This window comes from Rheinheimera sp. WS51 (genome assembly GCF_050936095.1).
Lineage (GTDB): Bacteria > Pseudomonadota > Gammaproteobacteria > Enterobacterales > Alteromonadaceae > Alishewanella.
Window position 1 is genome coordinate 79,263 of sequence record NZ_JBOTRC010000010.1, and the last position, 21,684, is coordinate 100,946.

Genomic DNA, 21,684 nt, shown 5'->3' on the forward strand with positions numbered 1-21,684 from the left:
AAATACTCAGCAACAGGATTTAATTAACGCTTAATTGCCAACCCGCCTGTTGCTGATATTGCACCTCTTGCTCTAACTCTGCTGACATCAAGGGGTGCTGCTCTAGCCAGCCGTCAGGCAGCGTAATAACCAGTCGTTCAGCCTCACTTTTAATACTGACTTGCGGTAGGGCTTCATCTTTACGTCGCAGACATAAAATAACAGCTAAACGTAAAATACGAATTAGCCGCTGCGCTAAAAGCACAGAAGTCATAGTTTGTTTGCTAATAATATCATTATTAATATCAGCACGATGATTATGTATTAATGCAATAATCAACTGTTGCTGGGCACGAGTAAAGCCGGGCATCTCGGCATGAGTAATAATATAAGCACCATGATGGTGATGGTTTTTATACTCAATTAACAAGCCAATTTCATGTAGTAATGCGCCGCTATTTAGTAAACTATGGCCATCAAACTGATTTAAATCCCAGCTAGGCTCAAGCTGCATGGCCAAGTCTTTAGTAACCTCGGCTACCCTTAAGGCATGTTGCTGATCAATAAAGTAGCGGATCATTAAGCTTTGTACAGTACGATTACGCACATCAGCCTGATGCAACTGGGGTAATAAACTATAGAGCACGCCTTCTCGTAAGGCACCGCCAGACAAAATCATAGCTTTAATATTAAGCTGACGAAATAAAGCTATTAAGATCGCTAAACCGGAAGGAAAGGCTAATTTACGCTCTTGGACTAAACCGGTAATGGTTAGTTGTGATAATACTTTACATGCTATTGCTTGCTGCATAATGGATTCTAAGCGAGGCAAGGTAATATGCTCATCTGTACCTTGTGCAGTTAAAATTTCTTGCATAGCCTGCACAGTGCCAGAAGCGCCTAAAGCTAGTTGCCAACCATGCTCCTGATACGATTTAACTAAAGGTTGCACTTGCTGTTCAGCTGCGGCAATGGCCTGTTCAAAATTAGTTTGGCTTAAGACGTGATTAGCAAAATATTTGTCTAAAAACGTAACACAACCCATATTTAAACTTACTAATAATGAAGGCGTATGGTCAGTCCCGACAACAACTTCGGTACTTGCGCCACCAATATCAATCACCAAGCGTTTATCATGATGCGTTGAGGTATGAGTAACGCCCAGATAAATAAGCCGCGCTTCTTCTTCGCCTGTTATGATTTGAATTTTTTGGCCGACAATCGCTTCTGCTTGCTGTAAAAATAGCGCTGAATTTTTAGCTAAACGTAAGGTTGCCGTGCCGACTATACGGATATGTGTGGATGGAATATCTTGCAGCCGCTCAGCAAATAATGCTAAACACTCCCAACCTCGAGTCATCGCATCATTAGTGAGCATTTGCTGTTGATCTAACCCAGCAGCTAAGCGCACCTTGCGCTTAACCCGGCCTATCACTTGTACTGAGCCCGCAATCACCTTCACCATTAACATGTGAAAGCTATTAGAGCCTAAGTCAATCACTGCATAAATATCACCATGCAAAGATTGATCAGCTAAGCTAGTTAAACTAGCGAGGTCTGTTTCTAGGCGATCTTGGGCCATGACTATTACGTCCTGCCGAACTACGACCAGTACCACGCGCTTGTGCAGATGAGCGGCGACGCGCTCTTGGCTTAGGCACTTTCAAATCATCTAATAAAGCAGTAGCATCATATTGAGTCACTGCGATCGGATGACGAATATAGTCTTCAATAGCCGTTAAATTAAGTGCGTAGCGTTCACAAGCAAAACTAATGGCTTTACCGCTTTCGCCTGCTCGACCTGTACGGCCAATACGATGCACATAATCTTCACAGTCATCGGGTAAATCATAATTAAATACATGGCTCACTTTAGGTATATGTAAGCCACGTGCAGCAACATCAGTTGCAACTAAAATATCTAATTTACCACTACTAAAATCTTCTAAAATACGTAAACGTTTTTTCTGAATAACATCGCCGGTTAATAAGCCTACACGATGACCATCGGCTTCTAACCAAGCATGAACTTCTTCACACCAGTGTTTAGTATTAGCAAAAACAATGGCTTTATCTGGCCATTCTTCTTCCATTAACGTCAGTAATAACGGCAGCTTATGCTCATCAGAAGGATAAAATAGCTCTTCTGATATCCGGCTTCCAGTCATTTCTTCTGGCGCAATGTGAATATGTTCAGGTTGATTCATTTTTTCAAATGCCAGCTCTTGTACCTTATATGACAGCGTGGCAGAAAATAGTAAACTTAAGCGTTCAGTAGCTGGAGGCATCCGATTAAACATAAAGCGGATATCTTTAATAAAGCCTAAATCGAACATCCGATCGGCTTCATCTAATACGACAACTTGAATTTGCGATAAGTCGTATAAGCCTTGCTTTAAATAATCAATTAACCGGCCTGTGGTGCCAATTAAAATATCAACGCCATTTTGCAGTAGTTGACGTTGAGTATCGTACCCTTCGCCCCCATAGATCAAACCAAGACGTAAATTGGATTTTTCAGCCATAATTACTGCGTCTTGATGGATCTGTACTGCCAGCTCGCGTGTTGGCGCCATAATAATCGCTCTTGGCTGACCACTGCTTTTAGCAGGATGTGTTAGCAAGTGATGAAAAGTGGCAGTTAGAAAGGCGAGTGTTTTACCAGTCCCAGTTTGGGCCTGGCCTGCAATGTCTTTGCCCGCGAGAGCTAAAGGTAAACATTGCGCTTGAATAGGCGTACAATAGCCATAACCTTGCGCATCTAAAGCAGCAAGAACCTGAGGTGCCAATGCGAAATCGGCGAATTTATGTGATGTTAAGTGAGTTTTATTCATACATGCTAAGCATAACCGTTACGCTTGCAATAAGGAACAGCCAGGTTTAAATTGATAACACTTTTTTGCAGTAATTCTGCACGTATAACCGGAGACATACATGAGCGAGCATATTTTACAGGTTTCTGATGATAGTTTTGACACTGATGTTTTAAAATCAGATACCCCAGTATTAGTCGATTTTTGGGCAGAATGGTGTGGCCCGTGTAAGATGATTGCACCAATTCTTGATGATATTGCCCAAGAATATAGCGGCAAAGTTAGTGTTGCTAAAGTGAATATTGACCATAACCCAAATACACCGCCTAAGTTTGGTATTCGTGGTATTCCTACCTTGTTATTATTCAAACAAGGCCAAGTTGCCGCCACTAAAGTAGGCGCATTATCTAAAACGCAATTAAAAGAATTTTTAGATAGCAATATCTAAACCAAACAAAAAAGGCGTATTTTTATACGCCTTTTTTTATTCTGACACTAGACGTCTATGGCTTCAGCTGCTATTGTGTAGCCATAAGTACAAACTGTACTACCCGAACATCGCTTGTCTGTCGAAAAAAACCACTTCCAAATCTACGTTATCGAACCGATAAGCTTACTCTGTTTTTATCAACAAGAAACCCATCAATATGCACTTAACAGAACTGAAACTAAAGCCGATCAACGAACTTGTTCAATTGGCCGAGTCTAAGGGCCTGGATAACATGGCCCGCCTGCGTAAACAGGACATTATCTTTGCCATTCTAAAATCACACGCTAAAAGCGGTGAAGAAATTTTTGGTAATGGCGTACTAGAAATCCTGCAGGACGGTTTCGGTTTTCTCCGTTCTGGAGATAGCTCTTATTTAGCTGGTCCTGACGATATTTACGTCTCACCAAGCCAAATCCGTCGCTTTAACCTGCGAACGGGTGACAGTATTGCCGGTTTAATCCGACCACCAAAAGAAGGCGAACGTTATTTCGCTTTATTAAAAGTTAACGAAGTTAACTTTGGTCGTCCAGAACAAGCCCGCAACAAAATCCTTTTCGAAAACTTAACGCCTCTACATGCAAATTCACGTTTACGTATGGAACGTGGTAATGGTAGTCGTGAAGATATTACAGCACGCGTACTCGACTTAGCTTCACCTATAGGTAAAGGTCAGCGTGGTTTAATTGTGGCGCCACCGAAAGCGGGTAAAACAATTTTACTGCAAAACATTGCCCAGTCTATTGCCGCTAACCACCCAGATTGTGTATTAATGGTTTTACTTATCGATGAGCGTCCAGAAGAAGTAACTGAGATGCAGCGCTTAGTTAAAGGTGAAGTTATTGCTTCTACTTTTGACGAGCCAGCAAGCCGTCACGTTCAAGTGGCTGAGATGGTTATTGAAAAAGCAAAACGTTTAGTCGAGCACAAAAAAGACGTTATTATTTTACTTGATTCAATAACCCGTTTAGCCCGAGCTTATAACACGGTAATTCCAAGCTCTGGCAAAGTATTAACCGGTGGTGTTGATGCTAACGCCCTACATAAACCTAAACGTTTCTTCGGTGCGGCCCGTAATGTAGAAGAAGGCGGCAGCTTAACCATTATTGCTACAGCATTAGTTGATACTGGTTCAAAAATGGACGAAGTTATTTACGAAGAGTTTAAAGGCACCGGTAATATGGAGCTGCATTTATCTCGTAAAATTGCCGAGCGTCGCGTATTCCCAGCCATCGACTTTAATCGCTCTGGTACCCGTCGTGAAGAGTTACTCACCTCACAAGAAGAGCTACAAAAAATGTGGATCCTACGGAAAATCCTACATCCTATGGATGAAACTGACGGCATGGAGTTCTTAATCGATCGGTTATTAATGAATAAAACTAATGATGAGTTCTTTGATTCAATGAAACGGCAAAAGAACTAAGCTTATAAGCCACGTTAACGCTAACTAAAGCCAGTAATTAGACAGCCTAATTACTGGCTTTTTTATTCGCTAGCCAAATAAACCTCAGCCGATAGTTTTATGCACTAATGGCAAGGATGGTGAGCATTGTTTAGTTACTCGCAGCGCGTTCATGTATTCTAAACTAGCCTGTTTAGCCGCTTGCTCTGATGCCGCATGTACTTTGGCGATAACATCGCCTTGTTGTACTTTGCTGCCACATGCTTGGATATGACTAAAGCCAACTGTTGGATCAATTACTTGGTTTGGATGCGCTCGTCCACCGCCTAGTCTAACTACGGCCATACCTAATGCCACAGTATCAAGATACTGAATATAGCCGTTACTTGGTGCCACTATAGCCATTTCTACTGCGGCTGGTTTTAAATATTGACTTGGCTTTTCTAATAGGTCGGTTGGGCCACCTAGGCTGGCAACCATTTTAGTAAATATCTCAGCGGCTTTGCCGCTATCTAAGCTGTGCTGTAAAGCCGCTATCGCTTTACTTTTATCGTTAAATAAGCCGCTTAACATCAGCATGTTAGCACCTAGCTCTAAGGTGATCTGATGTAAACGCGGTTCGCGATATTTACCGCTTAAATAGTCTAAGGTTTCTATCACCTCAAGATTGTTTCCCGCTGTAGTGCCTAATATTTGGTTCATATCAGTTAAAAGCGCCCGAGTCGGTACCTTGGCGCCATTGGCAGTGTCGACAATGCTATTTGCTAAAGCAGAAGCATCATCAATAGTGCGCATAATGGCACCATTACCTATTTTGACATCCATCACTAGAGCATCTAAACCCTCGGCGAGCTTTTTCGATAAAATAGAAGCGGTAATTAACGGAATAGACTCTACTGTTGCCGTTACGTCACGAACGGCATACAGCCGGCGATCGGCAGGTGCTAAATCGGCGCTTTGGCCAACAATAGCGCAACCTAAGGTTGAGACTACTTGCTCAATTTTCGCTAACGACTGATTACAGCTATAACCCGGTATGGCTTCTAATTTATCTACAGTGCCACCGGTATGGCCTAAGCCCCGCCCTGCAATACTGGGCATATAAGCACCACAAGCAGCAACCATAGGCGCCAACATTAAGGTTACTTTATCTCCCACACCGCCCGTACTATGTTTATCTACTACGGGACCATTAAGTTTACCCTGCCAATTAAGCACGTGGCCTGAGTCACGCATCGCAACAGTTAACTCAACGATTTCCTCAGTTTGCATGCCATTTAAATAAATAGACATAGCTAAAGCAGCAACTTGACTATCGCTAAAGCTATTATCTGTTAACCCTTGGACAAACTGTTGTATTTGTGATCGAGATAAGGGCTGATTATTACGCTTAGTTTTAATAATTTCCTGCGGGATCATGCTTTAATAACCCCTATTTTTTCACTGTTATCTAAGTGTTTAGGCGTGAATGCTGCAGGCAAAAGTTCGGCTAGGGTCCAGGTTTGTTGTTGTTCTAGGTGATTACAGCTTGCCACGGGCGTACTGGGTAAGAAAAATTCGGCAATAACCTGGCGGCAAATACCACAAGGCGGTGTTAAATCGGTTTGCGGTGTATAGACTAATAACGCCTTAAACTCACGCTCACCCGCAACTACGGCCGCAGCAATGGCATTACGCTCTGCACAGACGGTTGCGCCATAAGAAGCGCTTTCAACATTACACCCTATATAAATTTTACCGCTGCTAGCCAGTACAGCAACACCAACAGGAAAATGACTATAAGGGGCATAAGCCTGAAGAGTTGCTTGCTTTGCTGCCTGCTTTAACGCAGGCCAATTAATCTTTGTCACAAGGATGCCTCTTTTTTATTGGCTGTATAGTGTTGCTGTGATTCTAATATTGGTCAAGCTTTCACTTATATCTGCCTAATCTATTATCAGTCAAATTAGCCTTTAATTTAGCATCCTTTATAATCTTAAGCTCAAAGCTTCTCTGAACAGGAATATAAGTGGCAACAGTAAACTTTTTAGCTGGCTATCCAGAGCATATTCAACAGCAAGCCCAAGCGCTTTATACCAGTGGTAAACTGACGATCTATTTAACTGAAAAGTATTCTCAGCAACATCAAATACAAAGTGACAAAGCACTCTATGCTTATATTAATGATTTAAAACAACAATATTTACGTAATAGCCCACCGCTTAGCCAAGTTAAATACGACAGCAAACTTAATGTTATCCAGCACGCACTTGGTATGCACACTTATCAATCTAGAGTGCATGGTAATAAACTAAAGGCACATAACAGTATAAATATTGCCGCACTTTTCAAGCAGGCTCCAGCAGACTTTTTACGCATGATCGTAGTACATGAACTGGCTCATTTTAAGCAAAAAGAGCATAACAAAGCATTCTATCAACTATGCCTTCATATGGAGCCGAATTACCATCAACTCGAGTTTGATACCCGCTTATGGTTACTTGCTAAACAACTTTAAAATGCCATAAACAAAATAACTACAGTCATCTTTTTATATGACTGTTAGTTAGCAACTATCTGTTGCAGCCGCTAGAGTTGTTTGTAATCATGAGTTATGGCTTATTTTATTAAGTATTATTATGGCAGAATATCATACCTTTACATCTGAAGACGCAAAGCAATTCGCTGATGAGCATAGCGGTTTATTTGGCAGCCACAGTAAATTACAAGCAGAAAAGCTGACAGAGAAAAATTTTAATCAAGTGTTTCGGGTTAGTAATGATAAAGGCTCTAGCCTTATTGTAAAGCAAGCGCTGCCCTATGCCGGTTATGGTAATGATAACTGGCCTTTAACTGTCGATCGGGCGCGAATTGAAGCCGAAGTTCTGCAAAAACATCATAGTCTATGTCCGGACCATACTGTTGAAGTACTTCACCATGATACTGAATTAGCTTGTATTTTATTAGAAGATTTAGACGATTATCGGCTACTACGTACTGAGTTAATTGCTGCAAAATCTTACCCTCATCTTGCACCACAAATGGCTAAGTATTTTGCTCACACCCTGTATCACACTAGTGATTTCGCACTAACCGGACCGAATAAAAAACAACAAGTGATTCGTTATCTTAATCCTGAGCTGTGCTTAATTAGCGAAGATATTATTTTTACCGAACCCTACTTTAATCATGAGAGCAATCATGTTCCGCCTGGCATGCAACAAGCCGCGCAAGCTCTCTGGGCGGATCAAGAGTTAAAAGCTGAAGTGGCGCAACTTAAAGTTCAGTTTTTATCTGCCCCCCAAGCTTTATTACATGGTGATTTAAATATAAGCAGTATCTTTATCAATGATGAGAACTGTAAGGTTATTGATGCAGAGTTTGGCTTTTATGGTCCTATGGGCTTTGATATTGGCAGCTTAATAGGCAGCATACTATTGAACTACATTGCTCATTTTGCTTTAACCGAGCAAACTGAGACTCGCCAAGCACATCAGAGCTATTTACTAGAACAAAGCGTCACCTTGTGGCAGCATTTTTCCCAAGCGTTTCAGCAGTTACTTACTGATAAGTGCACTTTACCTTTATTATCAAATAACGATTATCAGCACTATTTCATTCAGCAATTATTCGCTGATTGCATTGGCTTTGCTGGCTGTGAGTTAATCCGCCGTGCTATTGGGGTGGCTCGTATTGCGGACTTTGAACAAATTAGTAGCGACGCTGACAGAAATAACTGTAAAACTATGGCGCTTAACTTAGGACAGGCACTAATAATGCAACGTAAGAAACTAACTGACATTCAACAATTCCAGCAGCTAGTTGAGCAAAATTCACTCATAAACATACCAGATTAATCCTTAAATACTTTTAGAGTTAGATGCATAACCTAGAAGCTCCTTGTATATAAAAGCAGCATAATTAAATCTTTTTAGAATAAAGTGCTATATTTATGCTGCTTTTAATCAATGGAAAGCTGTGGTCACTCCGGCAATATCTCCATTACATTTAGCAGGCAACTCACACTTTATTATCAATAAAATGTTTACCTTAATGACAGCAAATACACAGTCAGCATTAGCGACGGCTATTCAAACCAGCCTATTTACTGCCGCTATTGGTCTTTCTTCTGTTGCTCAAGCACAGGAAAGTGACAAAGCCCAAACAAGCTCACAACAAGAGTTAGAAACTATTACGGTTACCGCTCAAAAGCGCAGCCAAAGTATTCAAGAAGTACCGATTTCAATTGCAACTTTATCTGGTGAGAAGTTTGATAGCATTTTCTCCTCTGGTGACGATATCACGGCATTAGCGATTAAAGTGCCTGGACTCTATGCCGAAACCTCTAACGGCCGAGCTGCACCGCGCTTTTATATTCGCGGTTTAGGTAATACTGACTTTGACTTAGCGTCATCACAACCCGTGTCTATCGTGATGGATGAAGTAGTAATGGTAACCCTTTCCCACAAGCACCTAAGACAATCTTAACCTTAAATGTGCGTTATGACGTTCCAGTTGAAAGTGGTGAGGTTTATGTATATGGCGATTATCAGTTACAGGGTAAAACCAATTTATTCTTGTATGAATCAGCTGAGTTTAAGTCAAAAAACAATTATGAAGCGGGTTTACGCATTGCTTATATAAATTACAACAATAATTACGAAGTTGGTGTATTTGGCCGTAATATTACCGATCAAGACAACTTAAAAGGCGCTATCGACTTTAGTAACTTAACTGGTTTTGTTAACGAACCACGTAGCTTTGGTGTTGATTTCAAAATTAGCTTTTACTAAGCACTAAGCCTAGAAGTTAAAACACGTTTAACCCAAGTAAATAGGGCCCTATTTTTATTGGGTAAGCGGATTAAATGGTTGATCTTACCTTTGCATGAGAGTGAGACAGACCGGCATCTCATCGGATTATCTGGTTGATGCTTCACCTACTGCTGGTGCATGTTTCCTTCGCTAATTCCAGCAAGAACCCCACACGCCTCAACTTCCCGGTCATCGTTGCAACTCGCTCTCAGTGAAACGAGTTGTTTCTCAAGCGCTTGCAGAGCGGTTATCTGCGACCGCACATGAGAGATGTGATCATCGAGCAAGGCGTTGACGGCGGTACAAGGCTGATGAGGGTCGTCCTGATAGCTCTGTAGTTCGTGAATCTCAGCCAGTGACAGGCCCAGGATTCTGCAGCGACGGATGAAGGCCAGCCCCTCACCATGCTTCTCGGTATAGACACGGTAACCGTTGTCCTGCCGATCAGGCGGCGGCAACAAGCCCTGCTGTTCATAGAAGCGGATCGTCTGTGTTTCGACCCCTACCAACTGCGCCAACTGACCAATGCGCATCAGCCTCCTCCCCAACGGATTCTTTACTCTATTGACCTTATAGTAGCTTTATAGTTTAAAATGGTACCACAACATTGTTCAAGTGGAGTCGTATCATGAGCAAATCCTGTGGTGGCGCCTGTGGCGGTGATGCAACGTCCGCAGCGGATACCGATATACAGGCCTCCTCCGAGGCGCCAGGGAGATGGGTCAGTGTTTATGCCGTGCCGAAGATGGACTGTCCATCAGAAGAACGAATGATTCGCCTAGCCCTGAATGGCTTTGAGGAGATTCGGGCGCTGTCCTTCGACTTGTCGAACCGCCGGCTGAAGGTCGTGCATGACGGCGAGGTCGAGCCCGTCACCTCGAAACTGAAGACCTTGGGGCTAGGCGCCGCGCTTCAGGAAAGCGTTGCTGCAAATCCGGAGACCATCAAGGCCGCCGAGTTTTCGGCAGCTTCTGCTAAGCAAGAATCCGGGACCCTGCGCTGGTTGCTCGGCATCAATGCACTTCTGTTCGTGGTGGAAATGACTGCCGGTCTGATCGCCCGGTCCACCGGCCTGATTGGAGAATCCCTGGACAATTTTGCCGATGCGGCGGTGTACGGGCTTGCCCTTTATGCGGTTGGACATAGCGTGAAAATGCAGGTACGTGCCGCGCATCTTGCTGGTGTACTGCAACTGATCTTGGCTGTGGGCGTACTCATAGAGGTGGTGAGACGCTTTGTATTCGGTAGTGAGCCTGAATCGCTGGTGATGATGGCTATCGCATTCGTCGCATTGATTGCCAATACCAGTTGTCTGCTGCTCATATCCAAACATCGGGAGGGCGGGGCGCACATGAAGGCAAGCTGGATATTCTCGGCCAACGACGTGGTGATCAACCTGGGGGTCATCACCGCCGGCGCTCTGGTCGCGTGGACCGGGTCCAATTATCCGGATCTGATTATCGGCACCATCGCGGGGGTAATTGTACTTAACGGTGCTAGACGCATTCTGGCGCTCAAGGATTAAGCAATGTCCATTTTTGGCAAACATCTGTCACCGTACGCTCTGTTGTCCATCTCCGGCCTGCTGGCAGCGTCTGATCAGGCCGTAAAATGGCTGGTGCAACAATCAATGGCCTATGGCGAGTCTATTTCAGTGACCTCATTCTTTAACTGGGTACACGTATGGAATACCGGTGCCGCATTCAGTCTTTTTGCGAATGGTGGAGGCTGGCAGCGCTACTTTTTTATCGGAATCGCGGTAGTGGTCTCGATTTTTCTGATCAAGCTGATCCTTGAAAATCGTCATAAAGGAGAAGCCATCGCTTACAGTCTTATCCTCGGTGGCGCCATGGGCAACCTGATTGACCGGGTCTTTCGCGGCTATGTTGTGGATTCCTTTGATTTCTATTGGCGAGACTGGCATTGGCCGGCCTTCAACCTGGCTGATATTGCAATTGTCCTCGGTGCCTTACTTTTAGTTTCCAGCAGCTTGTTGGGTAAAAAAGCAAACACCAATGCCGAGTCGGATGGATCTGACTGACACCTACGCCTATACAACACCATGACCGAACTTCCCGACAACATCCTTCACCTGCCGCAATACCAAGTACTGGGCTGCAAATCAACCGACGACGAAATGCACTTCCAGGTGGACGTGCCCGATCCCATCGCCTGCGAGGAATGCGGCGTGCAGGGTGAGTTCGTACGGTTCGGCAAGCGTGACGTTCCCTATCGTGATCTGCCCATCCACGGCAAGCGGGTCACTCTCTGGGTGGTCCGCCGCCGATACACCTGCCGGGCCTGCAAGACAACATTCAGGCCCCAGCTACCGGAGATGGTGGACGGATTCCGTATGACACTGCGTTTGTCGATATCGACGTCAGTAAATAGATGCTGAGAAATGGATCCCAATTCTTTGCTAGTAAGCGGCAGAGTATTAATTCCATCACTCCTGGCTTGACGTAAGGCTTTGAGAAATTGTTGGTTTTGCCTATCTTCAGGCTCTAAATAGATGACTACAATCTGATTATCCTGTGCCAAAACCTTGTGAGGGACATCTTCGAAAATCACAATACATTGTCCGGTGTGAATACTTTGTGCCTTGTAATCTTGAACCGAGATGTCTTTGTCTAAACCAATGCAAATTTGGACAGCATGATGTGCATGAACATCATTATCAGGACTGATTCCGATGTAAATCGCTTTGTAGGGCCACAAATGAATATGCATGGCTGACTCAGTATCAAAAGTTCAGGCTATTGATTTTTGCCTTATAAATCTACACAAATGACGAATGTTAGCCGATAGATACAAGTTAAGGTGAGCGCGCACAGTGAAATTGTGTTCTTCTTACAATTTTAAGTGTGTAAATAATTTAAAATACCACAGTCCCTAATGGTTTTGTCTTGGTCACACGATGACGCCATATTTTTGAGTGATGACTTTAATACGTTTAGCTCTTCAATGCGAATAATGACGTCTGATAAATGCTTAGCTATTAACGTATTGATATTTGAACAGCTCTGATCTGGCCTCGAACGACTGTCCATTAGCGTTTTTACTTCCATGATAGACATATCTAATGAACGACACTGTTTGATAAACAGGAGTTGTTCAATAGTCCCCTTGTCGTAGACACGATAATTTCCACTTGAGCGCTTAAGCTCAGGCAAGAGCCCCTTCTTTTCATAAAAACGAATGGTCTGAATACTACAACCTGTCGTCTTTGCGACATCACCAATTTTCATTTTTTCTCCTAACCGTTGACTCTATGCCAAGTATAGACTTTATACTCATACTATTCATCAGTAAAGAGTGTGTTTCTAATGAGCGGATGTGGGTGCGAAGTTGAAATAAAAGACCAGTCTCAACGACAGGTTTTGTATTGGCTTTTGGGAATAAACGCGACAATGTTTGTTATAGAAATGGGGATCGGGTTGCTTGCTGATTCAACCGCATTAATAGCCGATTCACTTGATATGCTCGCCGACGCAGTTGTCTATGGTGTTGCCCTTTATGCTATTGGTAAATCGCTATTGCACAAAGCCAATGCGGCTAAAATTAGCGGCTTTTTTCAGATGGCACTGGGTGTGTTGATTATCATTGATATTGTAAGACGGTCAATTTACGGTAGCGAACCTGAATCGGGACTAATGATGGCTATGGGGGCAGTTGCACTGGTTGCTAATGTCATTTGTCTTGTGATCATACGCAAACAAAGAAATGAAGAAGTGCATATGCGGGCAAGCTGGATATTTTCAGCCAACGATGTGATTGCCAACTTAGGTGTTATCTCTGCTGGCGTTTTGGTGTTTTGGCTCGATTCTCGATGGCCTGATCTGGTTATCGGTGTGATAGTTTCGTGCGTTGTGTTGCGCGGGGCAAAAATGATCCTCGAAGATGCTGGAAATGAAAGACAGCGAGCGCTTAATGCGCAAAGTTGATAAGAAAATGCCAATTTTTAATTGCACATCAAAACTGCGTAGGTTGGCATGGCTACTTATTACTTTGCTCATGTGTCAATCGGGCTTTTCGTTCGCCGCTCAATGCGATGACTACCCTGCGGAGGTATCGTCAGTCCCTGAACAATCAAAGTCGATAGGCACTTATGATGTTCCCGAAAAAAATGTAAATGCTGGTGATAATACGTCGAGTGAAGAGTCTAAGTGTTTCCATTGTGTGCTGTGTCAATGTGGACAGATTAAGTTTCTGGCACAGCACCCAATAAATGACGTATCTAAACCATTATATACCAATCAATACAGTTATTCCCGCAACGTCACTGACGGCCTAGTCGAAGGCCTTTTGCGCCCACCTCAACATTAATCCATTCCCTCCTATATGTTTGCATGGGTGCTTTCCATGTATGTCGTTATCTTATGAACAAAAGGTTCTTTTATGAGTTCTTCACGCCCATTGGGCATAAAAAAAGCTAGCTCAGCGTATCTGAAATTGATATCTGCTGCACTGGTAACCATGAGCATATCTGTTCAATCTGCCAATGCGCAAAAGTCTTCAATCACGCTTGAAAATGCGCTCAAACGCACATTATCAAACAACCCAGATTTAGTTGTGTTCGAATTTAAATCTTCGGCTTTGGTTGGTGAATCAAAAATGGCCAGCTTACGACCTGAAATGTCTGTTGGGGTTGAAGTTGAAAATGTGTTGGGAACAGGCGAAGTGTCTGGTATCAAAGATGCCGAATTGACACTGACCTTATCGTCGGTCATCGAGCTTGGAGATAAAGTCAGCGGCCGAATGAATGTGGTGAGTTCAAAAAAAGCACAACTGCTTACACAACGGCGCATTCGTACGCTGGACATCTTGGGTGAAACAACTCGACGATATATCAATGTCATTGTCCAACAAGCGTTGCACAAGACTGAGCAACGAGCTGAAATGCTGGCTCGCACAATGCTTCAGACAGTCTCTACACGGGTTGAAGCGGGGGCTTCTTCACCACTTGAGAAAAAACGTGCAGAGTCAGCGTTGTCGCAGGCGCGTTTGTCGTTATTGATAAGTGAACAAAAACTCAATGAGTATAAACGCGACCTGGCCATCATGTGGGGTGACACTAACGCTGCGTTTGCGGAAGTTGAAGGGACACTGTTATCGTTTCCAAATTCACTAACACTTGAACATATGCTTTCACAGCTTCAAAGCAATCCACACGTTCTGCTTTATGCTGATAACTATCGGGTACAAGAGGCCAGATTGAGAGTGGTTCAGGCCAGTCAGCAGTTCGACATTGCGTGGGAAGCCGGTATCCGAAGAATGCAGGGAATTAATGACACAGCGTTAGTCGCCAGTATTTCGGTGCCGTTAAATACCAAGCAGCGGAATCTAGGAGAATACGAACAACAGCGCGCATTGCTTGACAGTATCGACTATCAAAAACAAGCGAAAATTCGTGAACTCACTCGCCAATTAAATCAAGTCATTAGCGCATATGACCAAGCCTTGCTCACTGTTACGACCCTTCAAGACAATGTCGTCCCAACATTGGAATCTGCATTGAAATTGGCGCGGGATGGCTATGAAAGTGGTCGCTACAACTACATAGAGTGGGTGACAACGCAACAGCAACTCATAGATATGCAACGAACACTGATAAAAGCCGCAGGCTTAGTTCACCTTCGAAGCGCAGATCTAGAGGCACTTACGGGAATTCCCGTGTTTTCTGACTCTCCCTCGACGTCTGCTCAATCATCACAATGAATAGAGAAAAAATAATGAATAAATCACAATTTACATTAGTTACTAGCGCACGTGACTTGCTTGGCATGTTAGTCATGCTAGTTACTTTACTGTTTGCTTCTGTCGCCCTGGCTGATGATGACGATGAGGAAGCCGAAGAAAGACCCGAGTACGTAGTGTTATCTCAAGAACGGATGCTTGAACACGATATCGTGACTGCATCGGCCGCATCAGGAACATTATCGCTCACAACCAGAACCTTTGGGCGGATAGTTCATGATCCTGCGTCACTGAGTCATATTCGTGCCCGCTTCGACGGTGTTGTAAAACGTATCATGGTGAATATTGGAGATAAAGTAGAAAAAGGTGACACACTGGCAATCATTGAGTCAAACGAGAGTTTAAATCAATACTCAATCACCTCACCGATGTCTGGAAAAATCATAGCTAGACACGCCAATGATGGTGAGCTCACCAACGGTCAAGTGCTGCTTTCTGTTGCTAATTACTCTCGCGCAATTGCTCAATTGGCTATTTTCCCCAAACAACGTACTCATATTGCCGCTGATATGGAAGTCACTTTAAGGCTTGAGGAATTGCAGCAACAATCAAGTATAAGCCACATTACGTCCTCACCGGATGACAAACCCTATTCTATCGCGTTTGTGAACGTTAATAATGGCAGTGGTTATTGGCCTTTAGGCGCTATGGTAGAGGGTTATATTCAGATTGGTTTCCAAGAAGTCAATCTGGCACTCCCCAAAAGTTCAATACAAGAGTTAGATGGGCAAACCATTGTTTTTGTCAAAGAAGGGGAACGATTTTACCCCCGCCAAGTAAAACTTGGGAACACGGACAACCGTTTAGTAGAGATTGTGAAGGGCGTTCAAATAGGCCAGCAAGTCGTTGTAGAAAATAGTTATCTACTAAAAGCTGATTTATTAAAAATGGAGGCGGGCGATGATGACTAATTACATGCGCATTTATTGTCAAAAGCAAAGCCAAGTCCATAAAAACGGTGAGGTGAGAGCATGATTGCACCAATACTCCGTCTATCCATTGAGCGCCGTGGTGTCATGATGTTGTTCGCCTTGTTTGTCGCCTTTTTTGGTATGTACAGTTACAAACAACTGCCGATTGATGCTGTGCCTGATATCACCAACGTGCAAGTGCAGATAAATACCGCAACCCCAGGTTACTCGCCTTTGGAGACTGAGCAACGCATAACGTTTATAGTTGAAACCTCGCTGGCCGGTTTGCCTAATTTATCGTATACCCGCTCGATATCACGCTATGGCTTGTCGCAAGTCACAGTCGTGTTTAAAGAGGGCACCGATTTATATTTCGCACGAAATCTCGTCAACGAGCGTCTCACCGCCATCGCGGCGCAATTGCCAACAGGGTTAACCCCTGAAATGGGCCCTATCGCCACAGGCTTGGGTGAAATTTACATGTACTCGTTAAGTGCTGAGCCTCAGGCGCGACAGGACAACGGTCAACCCTATGATGCTATGGCATTAAGGGAGATCCATGATTGGGTAGTTAAGCCCCAATTGTCGCTTGTTGAGGGGGTGACCGAGGTTTATGCGATAGGCGGATTTGAAAAGCAATATCATGTGAATCCTAATCCAGTCGCAATGATAAACTTTGGGATAAGTACAGGTGACCTTCTCAGTGCGCTAGAACGCAACAATGCGAATCAAGGCGCTGGTTTTGTAGAACAAAATGGGCAACAAGTACTGATCAGATCGGAAGCCCAACTGAGGGGCATCGACGATATCGGCCAAGTGGTTGTTAAGATCATTGATGGCGTACCGGTAAAAATTCAAGACATCGCCCAAATCAACCTCGGTAAAGAGCTGCGCTCTGGAGCCGGCACGTTAAATGGCCAAGAAACAGTGATTGGCACGACAATGATGTTAGTGGGAGAAAACTCTCGTACGGTCGCCAAAGCTGTGGACAGTAAGCTCGAAACCATTAAAACAAGCTTACCTGAGGGCGTTATCCTTGAAGCGGTTTACGATAGAACAAGCCTCGTTGACAAAACCATCGACACAGTACAGAAAAACCTCGTCGAGGGCGCTTTACTTGTCATCGTTGTGCTATTCGTTTTGCTTGGGAATGTGCGAGCTGCACTTATTACAGCCGCTGTAATACCCCTGGCAATGCTTGCCACGATATCGGGTATGGTCAAAACCGATGTGTCTGCTAACTTAATGAGTTTAGGCGCACTGGATTTTGGCTTGATTGTCGATGGCGCAGTTATCATTGTTGAAAACTGTATCAGGCGATTATCCGAATCCCAGAAGCAAAACGGCGCAACTCTACCGCTCAAAGAAAGACTGAATGTTGTATATGAAGCCACTAATGAAGTCATACGTCCCAGTTTGTTTGGTGTATTGATCATTACCATTGTTTATATCCCCTTGTTCACGCTCACTGGCGTCGAAGGTAAAATGTTCCACCCCATGGCAGCGACCGTGATAATGGCTTTGCTTGCCGCAATGGTATTTTGTTTTACCGTAGTGCCTGCGGCGATAGCGATTTTCATGAGAGGTAAAATTAGCGAAAAAGAAAGCCCAATTATTAAAGGTGCAAAGGCAGTCTATCGTCCTGTTTTAATGGGCGCGCTGCGTTTTAGATGGCTAGTAGTAGTAGGTGCGAGTGCTTTGGTTATCGGCAGTCTATGGATGGGCAGCAAATTAGGCTCGGAGTTTATTCCTCAGCTCAATGAAGGTGATATCTTAGTACAGGCGATACGCATCCCTGGGACTGGGTTAGAACAAGCGGTTGAAATGCAAAAAGCACTTGAAGCGAAACTTATGCAGTATGAGCAAGTTCAGACGGTATTCGGTCGCACGGGTACGGGTGAGGTCGCTACCGATCCTATGCCGCCCAACATTACTGATACGTTTGTTATTTTGAAGCCTAGGGAACAATGGCCCGATCCATCAATGACTAAAGCCGAGCTAGTCGAAACGTTTGAAGAGGACTTGTTTACCTTGCCCGGCAATAATTATGAATTTACCCAACCTATTCAAATGCGGTTTAATGAATTGATCAGTGGGGTAAGGGCAGATTTGGGCATAAAACTATTTGGGGATGACTTAGATACCCTCTTTGCATCTGCTTCTGACATTTTGTCCGTTATTTCAACGATTGAAGGGGCTGATGACGCGAGGCTTGAGCAGGTAGAAGGCATTCCAATCTTCACCGTCACACCAAAGCCTAATCAATTGGCACGCTTTGGTTTGGATATAGCCGACTTGCAGTTATGGCTCAATGCTGCGACAGGTGGAAAAACCGCTGGAATGATTTTTGAAGGCGACAGACGCTTTGAAATTGTCGTGCGATATGCCGACGACATTCGAAATGAACTCACTCAGCTTGAGACCATTCCCATAGTTACGCCCTCTGGTGAGCATGTACCGATAAGCGAATTAGCCACACTGGCATTTAAAGAAGTACCTAGCCAAATAAGCCGGGAGAATGGCAAACGTAGTATTGTTGTCACAGCAAATGTGCGTGACAGAGATATTGGCACTTTTGTTGAAGAAGCTCAGGTGAGAATTAATGATGAAGTAGATTTACCTGCTGGTTATTGGCTCGACTATGGTGGAACCTTTGAGCAGCTCGAAAGTGCGAGTCAACGATTGACGATTGTGGTACCGGTTACGTTGTTTGTGATTTTGACAATGCTGGTAATTGCGTTTGGTTCTATACGCGATGCGTTGATTATCTTCACAGGTATCCCTTTGGCATTAACAGGCGGTGTAATGTCTCTTTGGTTAAGGGATATGCCTTTATCCATATCCGCGTCGGTAGGATTTATCGCGTTGTCTGGGATTGCCGTATTAAACGGATTGGTAATGCTGTCCTTCATCAAGCAACGTTTGCTAGAAACCGGAGAATTAGTGAATAGCATTGTTGAAGGGGCACTTATTCGTTTGCGTCCGGTATTAATGACAGCACTAGTGGCAAGCCTTGGATTTGTGCCCATGGCGCTCAATACGGGCATAGGTGCAGAGGTGCAACGGCCTTTGGCCACGGTGGTCATCGGTGGGATAATATCGTCAACCTTGCTAACACTGGTAGTGCTGCCTGTACTCTATCGACTCGTGCATAGTAAAGGGGATCAGTAGTGTTCTTGGGCATTTATTCGTAAATGCCCAAGTTTTACCTGAACGATTTTTAGGTACCTATTGACTCTTTATTAAGTATAGACTTTACAATCATATTCTTAACGTCATGTACGATAAGGATAGATATGGTTTCGCTTATTTTAATTAGTAGTTTTTTGGCGCTAGCCGTCCTCGGTAGAAGCTTTGTTCAATATAAGAGAAATGGTGATTTTGGTATAAGAGCAGCATCTATAAACGCACCATTAATAGAAATTGTACCAGGGGCTATATTCGTGGTTACGTTTTGCTTTGCATTTGGTCTAGTTCTTTTTGGTTACTTAGGACGTGCGCCCCTACTATTTGTTCCTTCAATTCCATTTCAGCTTCTCGGCTCCTTGATTGGCGCCTGCGGAATTGCTGTAACTTTGTTGTCTCAAATTCAAATGGGAGATTCATGGCGTATTGGCGTTGACCAGCAAGAAACGACTGCACTTATTACCCACGGGATTTACGCAAAGTCTCGCAACCCCATTTACTTTGGTATTTTTCTATTTTGGGCAGGGGTGTGTATAACGTTCCCACATTTGCTGCTTTGGGCATGTGCTTTTGTATATTGGATTTGCATTGAAGTGATTGTTCGACAAATTGAAGAGCCTTATTTGAAGAAAGTGCATGGCGATGATTTTCTAAAATATAAGTCTGACACTAACCGATACATACCTAAGCTTTCACGGAGTCCATCAACCGACTGGCCAAGGACAAGAACCGTGAAGGGCGCGGTTACTCCTTCGAGGTGATGCGGGCACGAATGCTCTACACCACGAAGCACAAGAAGAAGGCACCGACTGCGAAGGTCTCTCCTTTCTACAAGAAAACCATCGGTTACGGACTGCCGGACTTCGCAGAGGAACTCAACTACGGAGTCGATCTATCAACCATCTGAGGGTGGTATCAGATTGATGGGGTGAAGGTGCCCCATCAACCATTAAATCCGTATACCCTTTTTATTTAATTTTATCCTGTGTGAAAGCAAACCATAACAATATCTGTCTACTCTCTTACCCTGCTGTGTTGGAAGCTTTGTTATGAAACGCCTTTTCGTACTGGTCACAATTTTAATTGCTGCTCTATTCATTGTTTTTAATAGTAATAGTCCTCGCGCTAATACCGCCCTAGTCTTAACCGATAACAACATAGCCGGCAACGTGCAATTAGACAGTATCGTTCTAGGCGCGGGGTGTTTTTGGGGTGTTGAAAAACGCTTTGCAGCCATAGATGGCGTAATTGATGCCGTAGCCGGTTATGCTGATGGTCGCGGTGTTAAACCTAACTATCGTGCTATCACTTCAGACAAAAACCGCCATAACCCTGATAATTTTGCTGAGGTTGTGCAAGTGACCTTTGATCCGGCTAGAGTAACACTTAATAGACTACTGCAATATTATTATGAGCAGCATGATCCAACTCAGTTAAACCGCCAAGGTAATGATATTGGCAGCCAATATCGCTCTACTATTTTAACCAGCAATCAACAACAACTCGCTACCGCACAAGATATTACTGCTAAGTATCAACAACGACTAATGGCTGCGGGTTATGGCGACATTACTACTGTTATTAAACCTTTAACTCATTTTTATCCTGCAGAAGACTATCATCAAGACTATTTAGCTAAAAACCCTAATGGCTATTGTCCTGATCATGCAACAGGGGTTCGCTTTGCAGCTCACTCAGTGAAAACTGTTAATGTAGACAATACTGTATTGCAGCAAGGTAAGCAGATCCTGGTTATCGATTCTGAAAGCTATTGCCCGTATTGCGAAAAGTTTAAAGCCGAGGTGGCCAGCACATATAGCGGCGATATCCCACTGCAGTTTCGTTATGCCAGCCAGCTCAGTGGTTTAACGCTAAAAACTGCGACCTGGGCCACGCCAACCATTATTTTGCTGGAAGATGGTGAAGAAGTGTTTGGCCGCCAGGGTTATTTAAGCCCCGACGAGTTTTATCTGTTGCTAGGTAAATTTAAACTCGGCAACAGCGAAGCTTTTAATGTGGCATTTGATGAGGGCACCGACGGCCGCTTTTGCCAGCAATATGAAATTTTCAAAAACACCCCGGACGGCATTTTTGTTGATAAATTAAGTGGCGCGCCACTGTTTGACACCCGCGACCGCTTTGACTCTGGCACCGGCTGGTTATCGTTTACCAAGCCGGTAGCGGGGGCCGTAATTGAAAAGCCGGATAACCGCTACGGTATGCGCCGCATCGAAATTCGCGCCAAGGTATCCGGCATTCACTTAGGCCATGTGTTTAACGACGGCCCAAACGGCAAACCGCGTTACTGCATTAACGCCACCGTGCTGGATTTTGTGCCGCGGGGCTAGGTGTA

General features: G+C 44.0%; 20 protein-coding genes and 2 pseudogenes. 16 read left to right on the forward strand and 6 right to left on the reverse strand.

Annotated features, from left to right (window positions below; genetic code table 11):
- Positions 1-19: 19 nt before the first annotated feature.
- Together gppA and rhlB are read right to left on the reverse strand one after the other, a co-directional pair.
- Positions 20-1,561, reverse strand: coding sequence for a guanosine-5'-triphosphate,3'-diphosphate diphosphatase (gene gppA / locus ACRCA4_RS11825; protein ID WP_433188740.1), 1,542 nt, complete (start codon positions 1,559-1,561; stop codon positions 20-22).
- A complete protein-coding gene (rhlB, locus tag ACRCA4_RS11830; RefSeq protein ID WP_433188743.1) occupies positions 1,527-2,813 on the reverse strand; it encodes an ATP-dependent RNA helicase RhlB in 1,287 nt (428 codons plus the stop codon). Before rhlB ends, gppA begins: the two co-directional genes overlap by 35 nt.
- Before the next feature lie 100 nt (positions 2,814-2,913).
- Here rhlB and trxA point away from each other — a divergent pair, with 100 nt between their 5' ends.
- Together trxA and rho are read left to right on the forward strand one after the other, a co-directional pair.
- Positions 2,914-3,240, forward strand: coding sequence for a thioredoxin TrxA (gene trxA, locus ACRCA4_RS11835; RefSeq protein WP_433188746.1), 327 nt, complete (start codon positions 2,914-2,916; stop codon positions 3,238-3,240).
- 199 nt (positions 3,241-3,439) lie between these two features.
- Positions 3,440-4,705 (forward strand): transcription termination factor Rho, encoded by a 1,266-nt coding sequence (gene rho / locus ACRCA4_RS11840; RefSeq protein WP_433188749.1) that lies wholly within the window; start codon positions 3,440-3,442, stop codon positions 4,703-4,705.
- A gap of 84 nt (positions 4,706-4,789) precedes the next feature.
- Here rho and deoA read toward each other — a convergent pair whose 3' ends face one another.
- Both deoA and ACRCA4_RS11850 read right to left on the reverse strand, forming a co-directional pair.
- Positions 4,790-6,103: a thymidine phosphorylase gene (gene deoA, locus ACRCA4_RS11845; RefSeq protein WP_433188751.1), complete on the reverse strand. Its 1,314-nt coding sequence runs from the start codon at positions 6,101-6,103 to the stop codon at positions 4,790-4,792.
- Positions 6,100-6,534: a cytidine deaminase gene (locus ACRCA4_RS11850; RefSeq protein ID WP_433188754.1), complete on the reverse strand. Its 435-nt coding sequence runs from the start codon at positions 6,532-6,534 to the stop codon at positions 6,100-6,102. The genes deoA and ACRCA4_RS11850 overlap by 4 nt, the downstream gene beginning before the upstream one ends.
- 158 nt (positions 6,535-6,692) lie before the next feature.
- On the opposite strand from ACRCA4_RS11850, the gene ACRCA4_RS11855 reads away from it, so the two are divergent.
- From ACRCA4_RS11855 to ACRCA4_RS11870, 4 genes are all read left to right on the forward strand, one after another.
- Positions 6,693-7,181 (forward strand): M48 metallopeptidase family protein, encoded by a 489-nt coding sequence (locus tag ACRCA4_RS11855; protein ID WP_433188757.1) that lies wholly within the window; start codon positions 6,693-6,695, stop codon positions 7,179-7,181.
- Between the two features lie 121 nt (positions 7,182-7,302).
- Positions 7,303-8,520, forward strand: a complete 1,218-nt coding sequence (mtnK, locus tag ACRCA4_RS11860) for an S-methyl-5-thioribose kinase (RefSeq protein WP_433188759.1) — start codon at positions 7,303-7,305, stop codon at positions 8,518-8,520.
- Between the two features lie 196 nt (positions 8,521-8,716).
- On the forward strand, positions 8,717-9,151 hold the full coding sequence (locus tag ACRCA4_RS11865) for a hypothetical protein (protein WP_433188762.1): 435 nt from the start codon (positions 8,717-8,719) through the stop codon (positions 9,149-9,151).
- An 8-nt stretch (positions 9,152-9,159) separates the two neighbouring features.
- A complete protein-coding gene (locus ACRCA4_RS11870) occupies positions 9,160-9,456 on the forward strand; it encodes a hypothetical protein (RefSeq protein ID WP_433188764.1) in 297 nt (98 codons plus the stop codon).
- 146 nt (positions 9,457-9,602) lie between these two features.
- Here the strand turns inward: ACRCA4_RS11870 and cadR (ACRCA4_RS11875) are convergent, their stop codons facing one another.
- Positions 9,603-10,010 carry a Cd(II)/Pb(II)-responsive transcriptional regulator gene (gene cadR, locus ACRCA4_RS11875; protein ID WP_004364961.1) on the reverse strand — a complete coding sequence of 136 codons (408 nt, stop codon included), beginning with the start codon at positions 10,008-10,010 and terminating at the stop codon, positions 9,603-9,605.
- 95 nt (positions 10,011-10,105) lie between these two features.
- Here cadR (ACRCA4_RS11875) and ACRCA4_RS11880 point away from each other — a divergent pair, with 95 nt between their 5' ends.
- The 3 genes and pseudogenes from ACRCA4_RS11880 to ACRCA4_RS11890 all read left to right on the forward strand — a co-directional run.
- On the forward strand, positions 10,106-11,002 hold the full coding sequence (locus ACRCA4_RS11880) for a cation transporter (RefSeq protein ID WP_433188769.1): 897 nt from the start codon (positions 10,106-10,108) through the stop codon (positions 11,000-11,002).
- A 3-nt stretch (positions 11,003-11,005) separates the two neighbouring features.
- Positions 11,006-11,518 carry a signal peptidase II gene (lspA, locus tag ACRCA4_RS11885; protein ID WP_004813174.1) on the forward strand — a complete coding sequence of 171 codons (513 nt, stop codon included), beginning with the start codon at positions 11,006-11,008 and terminating at the stop codon, positions 11,516-11,518.
- Between the two features lie 21 nt (positions 11,519-11,539).
- A pseudogene (locus ACRCA4_RS11890) lies at positions 11,540-11,845 on the forward strand (transposase family protein); the annotation flags it as partial.
- Positions 11,846-12,335: 490 nt separating this feature from the next.
- Here the strand turns inward: ACRCA4_RS11890 and cadR (ACRCA4_RS11895) are convergent.
- On the reverse strand, positions 12,336-12,725 hold the full coding sequence (gene cadR / locus ACRCA4_RS11895) for a Cd(II)/Pb(II)-responsive transcriptional regulator (protein WP_433188773.1): 390 nt from the start codon (positions 12,723-12,725) through the stop codon (positions 12,336-12,338).
- Between the two features lie 78 nt (positions 12,726-12,803).
- On the opposite strand from cadR (ACRCA4_RS11895), the gene ACRCA4_RS11900 reads away from it, so the two are divergent.
- The 7 genes and pseudogenes from ACRCA4_RS11900 to msrA all read left to right on the forward strand — a co-directional run bounded on the left by ACRCA4_RS11900 (position 12,804) and on the right by msrA (position 21,679).
- Positions 12,804-13,421, forward strand: coding sequence for a cation transporter (locus ACRCA4_RS11900; RefSeq protein WP_433188776.1), 618 nt, complete (start codon positions 12,804-12,806; stop codon positions 13,419-13,421).
- A 454-nt stretch (positions 13,422-13,875) separates the two neighbouring features.
- Complete coding sequence (locus tag ACRCA4_RS11905; RefSeq protein WP_433188779.1) at positions 13,876-15,195, forward strand: TolC family protein; 1,320 nt, start codon at positions 13,876-13,878, stop codon at positions 15,193-15,195.
- A gap of 14 nt (positions 15,196-15,209) precedes the next feature.
- A complete protein-coding gene (locus ACRCA4_RS11910) occupies positions 15,210-16,145 on the forward strand; it encodes an efflux RND transporter periplasmic adaptor subunit (protein ID WP_433188781.1) in 936 nt (311 codons plus the stop codon).
- A gap of 60 nt (positions 16,146-16,205) precedes the next feature.
- Complete coding sequence (locus tag ACRCA4_RS11915; protein ID WP_433188784.1) at positions 16,206-19,316, forward strand: efflux RND transporter permease subunit; 3,111 nt, start codon at positions 16,206-16,208, stop codon at positions 19,314-19,316.
- A gap of 125 nt (positions 19,317-19,441) precedes the next feature.
- A complete protein-coding gene (locus ACRCA4_RS11920) occupies positions 19,442-20,092 on the forward strand; it encodes a methyltransferase family protein (protein ID WP_433188787.1) in 651 nt (216 codons plus the stop codon).
- A pseudogene (locus ACRCA4_RS11925) lies at positions 20,020-20,238 on the forward strand (ISL3 family transposase); the annotation flags it as partial. The gene ACRCA4_RS11920 and the pseudogene ACRCA4_RS11925, both read left to right, overlap by 73 nt.
- 142 nt (positions 20,239-20,380) lie before the next feature.
- Complete coding sequence (msrA, locus tag ACRCA4_RS11930; RefSeq protein ID WP_433188790.1) at positions 20,381-21,679, forward strand: peptide-methionine (S)-S-oxide reductase MsrA; 1,299 nt, start codon at positions 20,381-20,383, stop codon at positions 21,677-21,679.
- The last annotated feature ends 5 nt before the right edge of the window (positions 21,680-21,684 follow it).

Excerpts from the sequence above, each read along its gene's own strand:
- cadR (WP_004364961.1), bottom strand. The coding sequence starts at position 10,010 with ATGCGCATTGGTCAGTTGGCGCAGTTGGTAGGGGTCGAAACACAGACG.
- msrA (WP_433188790.1), top strand. The coding sequence starts at position 20,381 with ATGAAACGCCTTTTCGTACTGGTCACAATTTTAATTGCTGCTCTATTC.
- lspA (WP_004813174.1), top strand. The coding sequence starts at position 11,006 with ATGTCCATTTTTGGCAAACATCTGTCACCGTACGCTCTGTTGTCCATC.
- mtnK (WP_433188759.1), top strand. The coding sequence starts at position 7,303 with ATGGCAGAATATCATACCTTTACATCTGAAGACGCAAAGCAATTCGCT.
- ACRCA4_RS11905 (WP_433188779.1), top strand. The coding sequence starts at position 13,876 with ATGAGTTCTTCACGCCCATTGGGCATAAAAAAAGCTAGCTCAGCGTAT.
- ACRCA4_RS11920 (WP_433188787.1), top strand. The coding sequence starts at position 19,442 with ATGGTTTCGCTTATTTTAATTAGTAGTTTTTTGGCGCTAGCCGTCCTC.
- deoA (WP_433188751.1), bottom strand. The coding sequence starts at position 6,103 with ATGATCCCGCAGGAAATTATTAAAACTAAGCGTAATAATCAGCCCTTA.
- rhlB (WP_433188743.1), bottom strand. The coding sequence starts at position 2,813 with ATGAATAAAACTCACTTAACATCACATAAATTCGCCGATTTCGCATTG.
- ACRCA4_RS11910 (WP_433188781.1), top strand. The coding sequence starts at position 15,210 with ATGAATAAATCACAATTTACATTAGTTACTAGCGCACGTGACTTGCTT.
- ACRCA4_RS11900 (WP_433188776.1), top strand. The coding sequence starts at position 12,804 with ATGAGCGGATGTGGGTGCGAAGTTGAAATAAAAGACCAGTCTCAACGA.
- ACRCA4_RS11865 (WP_433188762.1), top strand. The coding sequence starts at position 8,717 with ATGACAGCAAATACACAGTCAGCATTAGCGACGGCTATTCAAACCAGC.
- cadR (WP_433188773.1), bottom strand. The coding sequence starts at position 12,725 with ATGAAAATTGGTGATGTCGCAAAGACGACAGGTTGTAGTATTCAGACC.
- gppA (WP_433188740.1), bottom strand. The coding sequence starts at position 1,561 with ATGGCCCAAGATCGCCTAGAAACAGACCTCGCTAGTTTAACTAGCTTA.
- ACRCA4_RS11880 (WP_433188769.1), top strand. The coding sequence starts at position 10,106 with ATGAGCAAATCCTGTGGTGGCGCCTGTGGCGGTGATGCAACGTCCGCA.
- rho (WP_433188749.1), top strand. The coding sequence starts at position 3,440 with ATGCACTTAACAGAACTGAAACTAAAGCCGATCAACGAACTTGTTCAA.
- ACRCA4_RS11915 (WP_433188784.1), top strand. The coding sequence starts at position 16,206 with ATGATTGCACCAATACTCCGTCTATCCATTGAGCGCCGTGGTGTCATG.
- trxA (WP_433188746.1), top strand. The coding sequence starts at position 2,914 with ATGAGCGAGCATATTTTACAGGTTTCTGATGATAGTTTTGACACTGAT.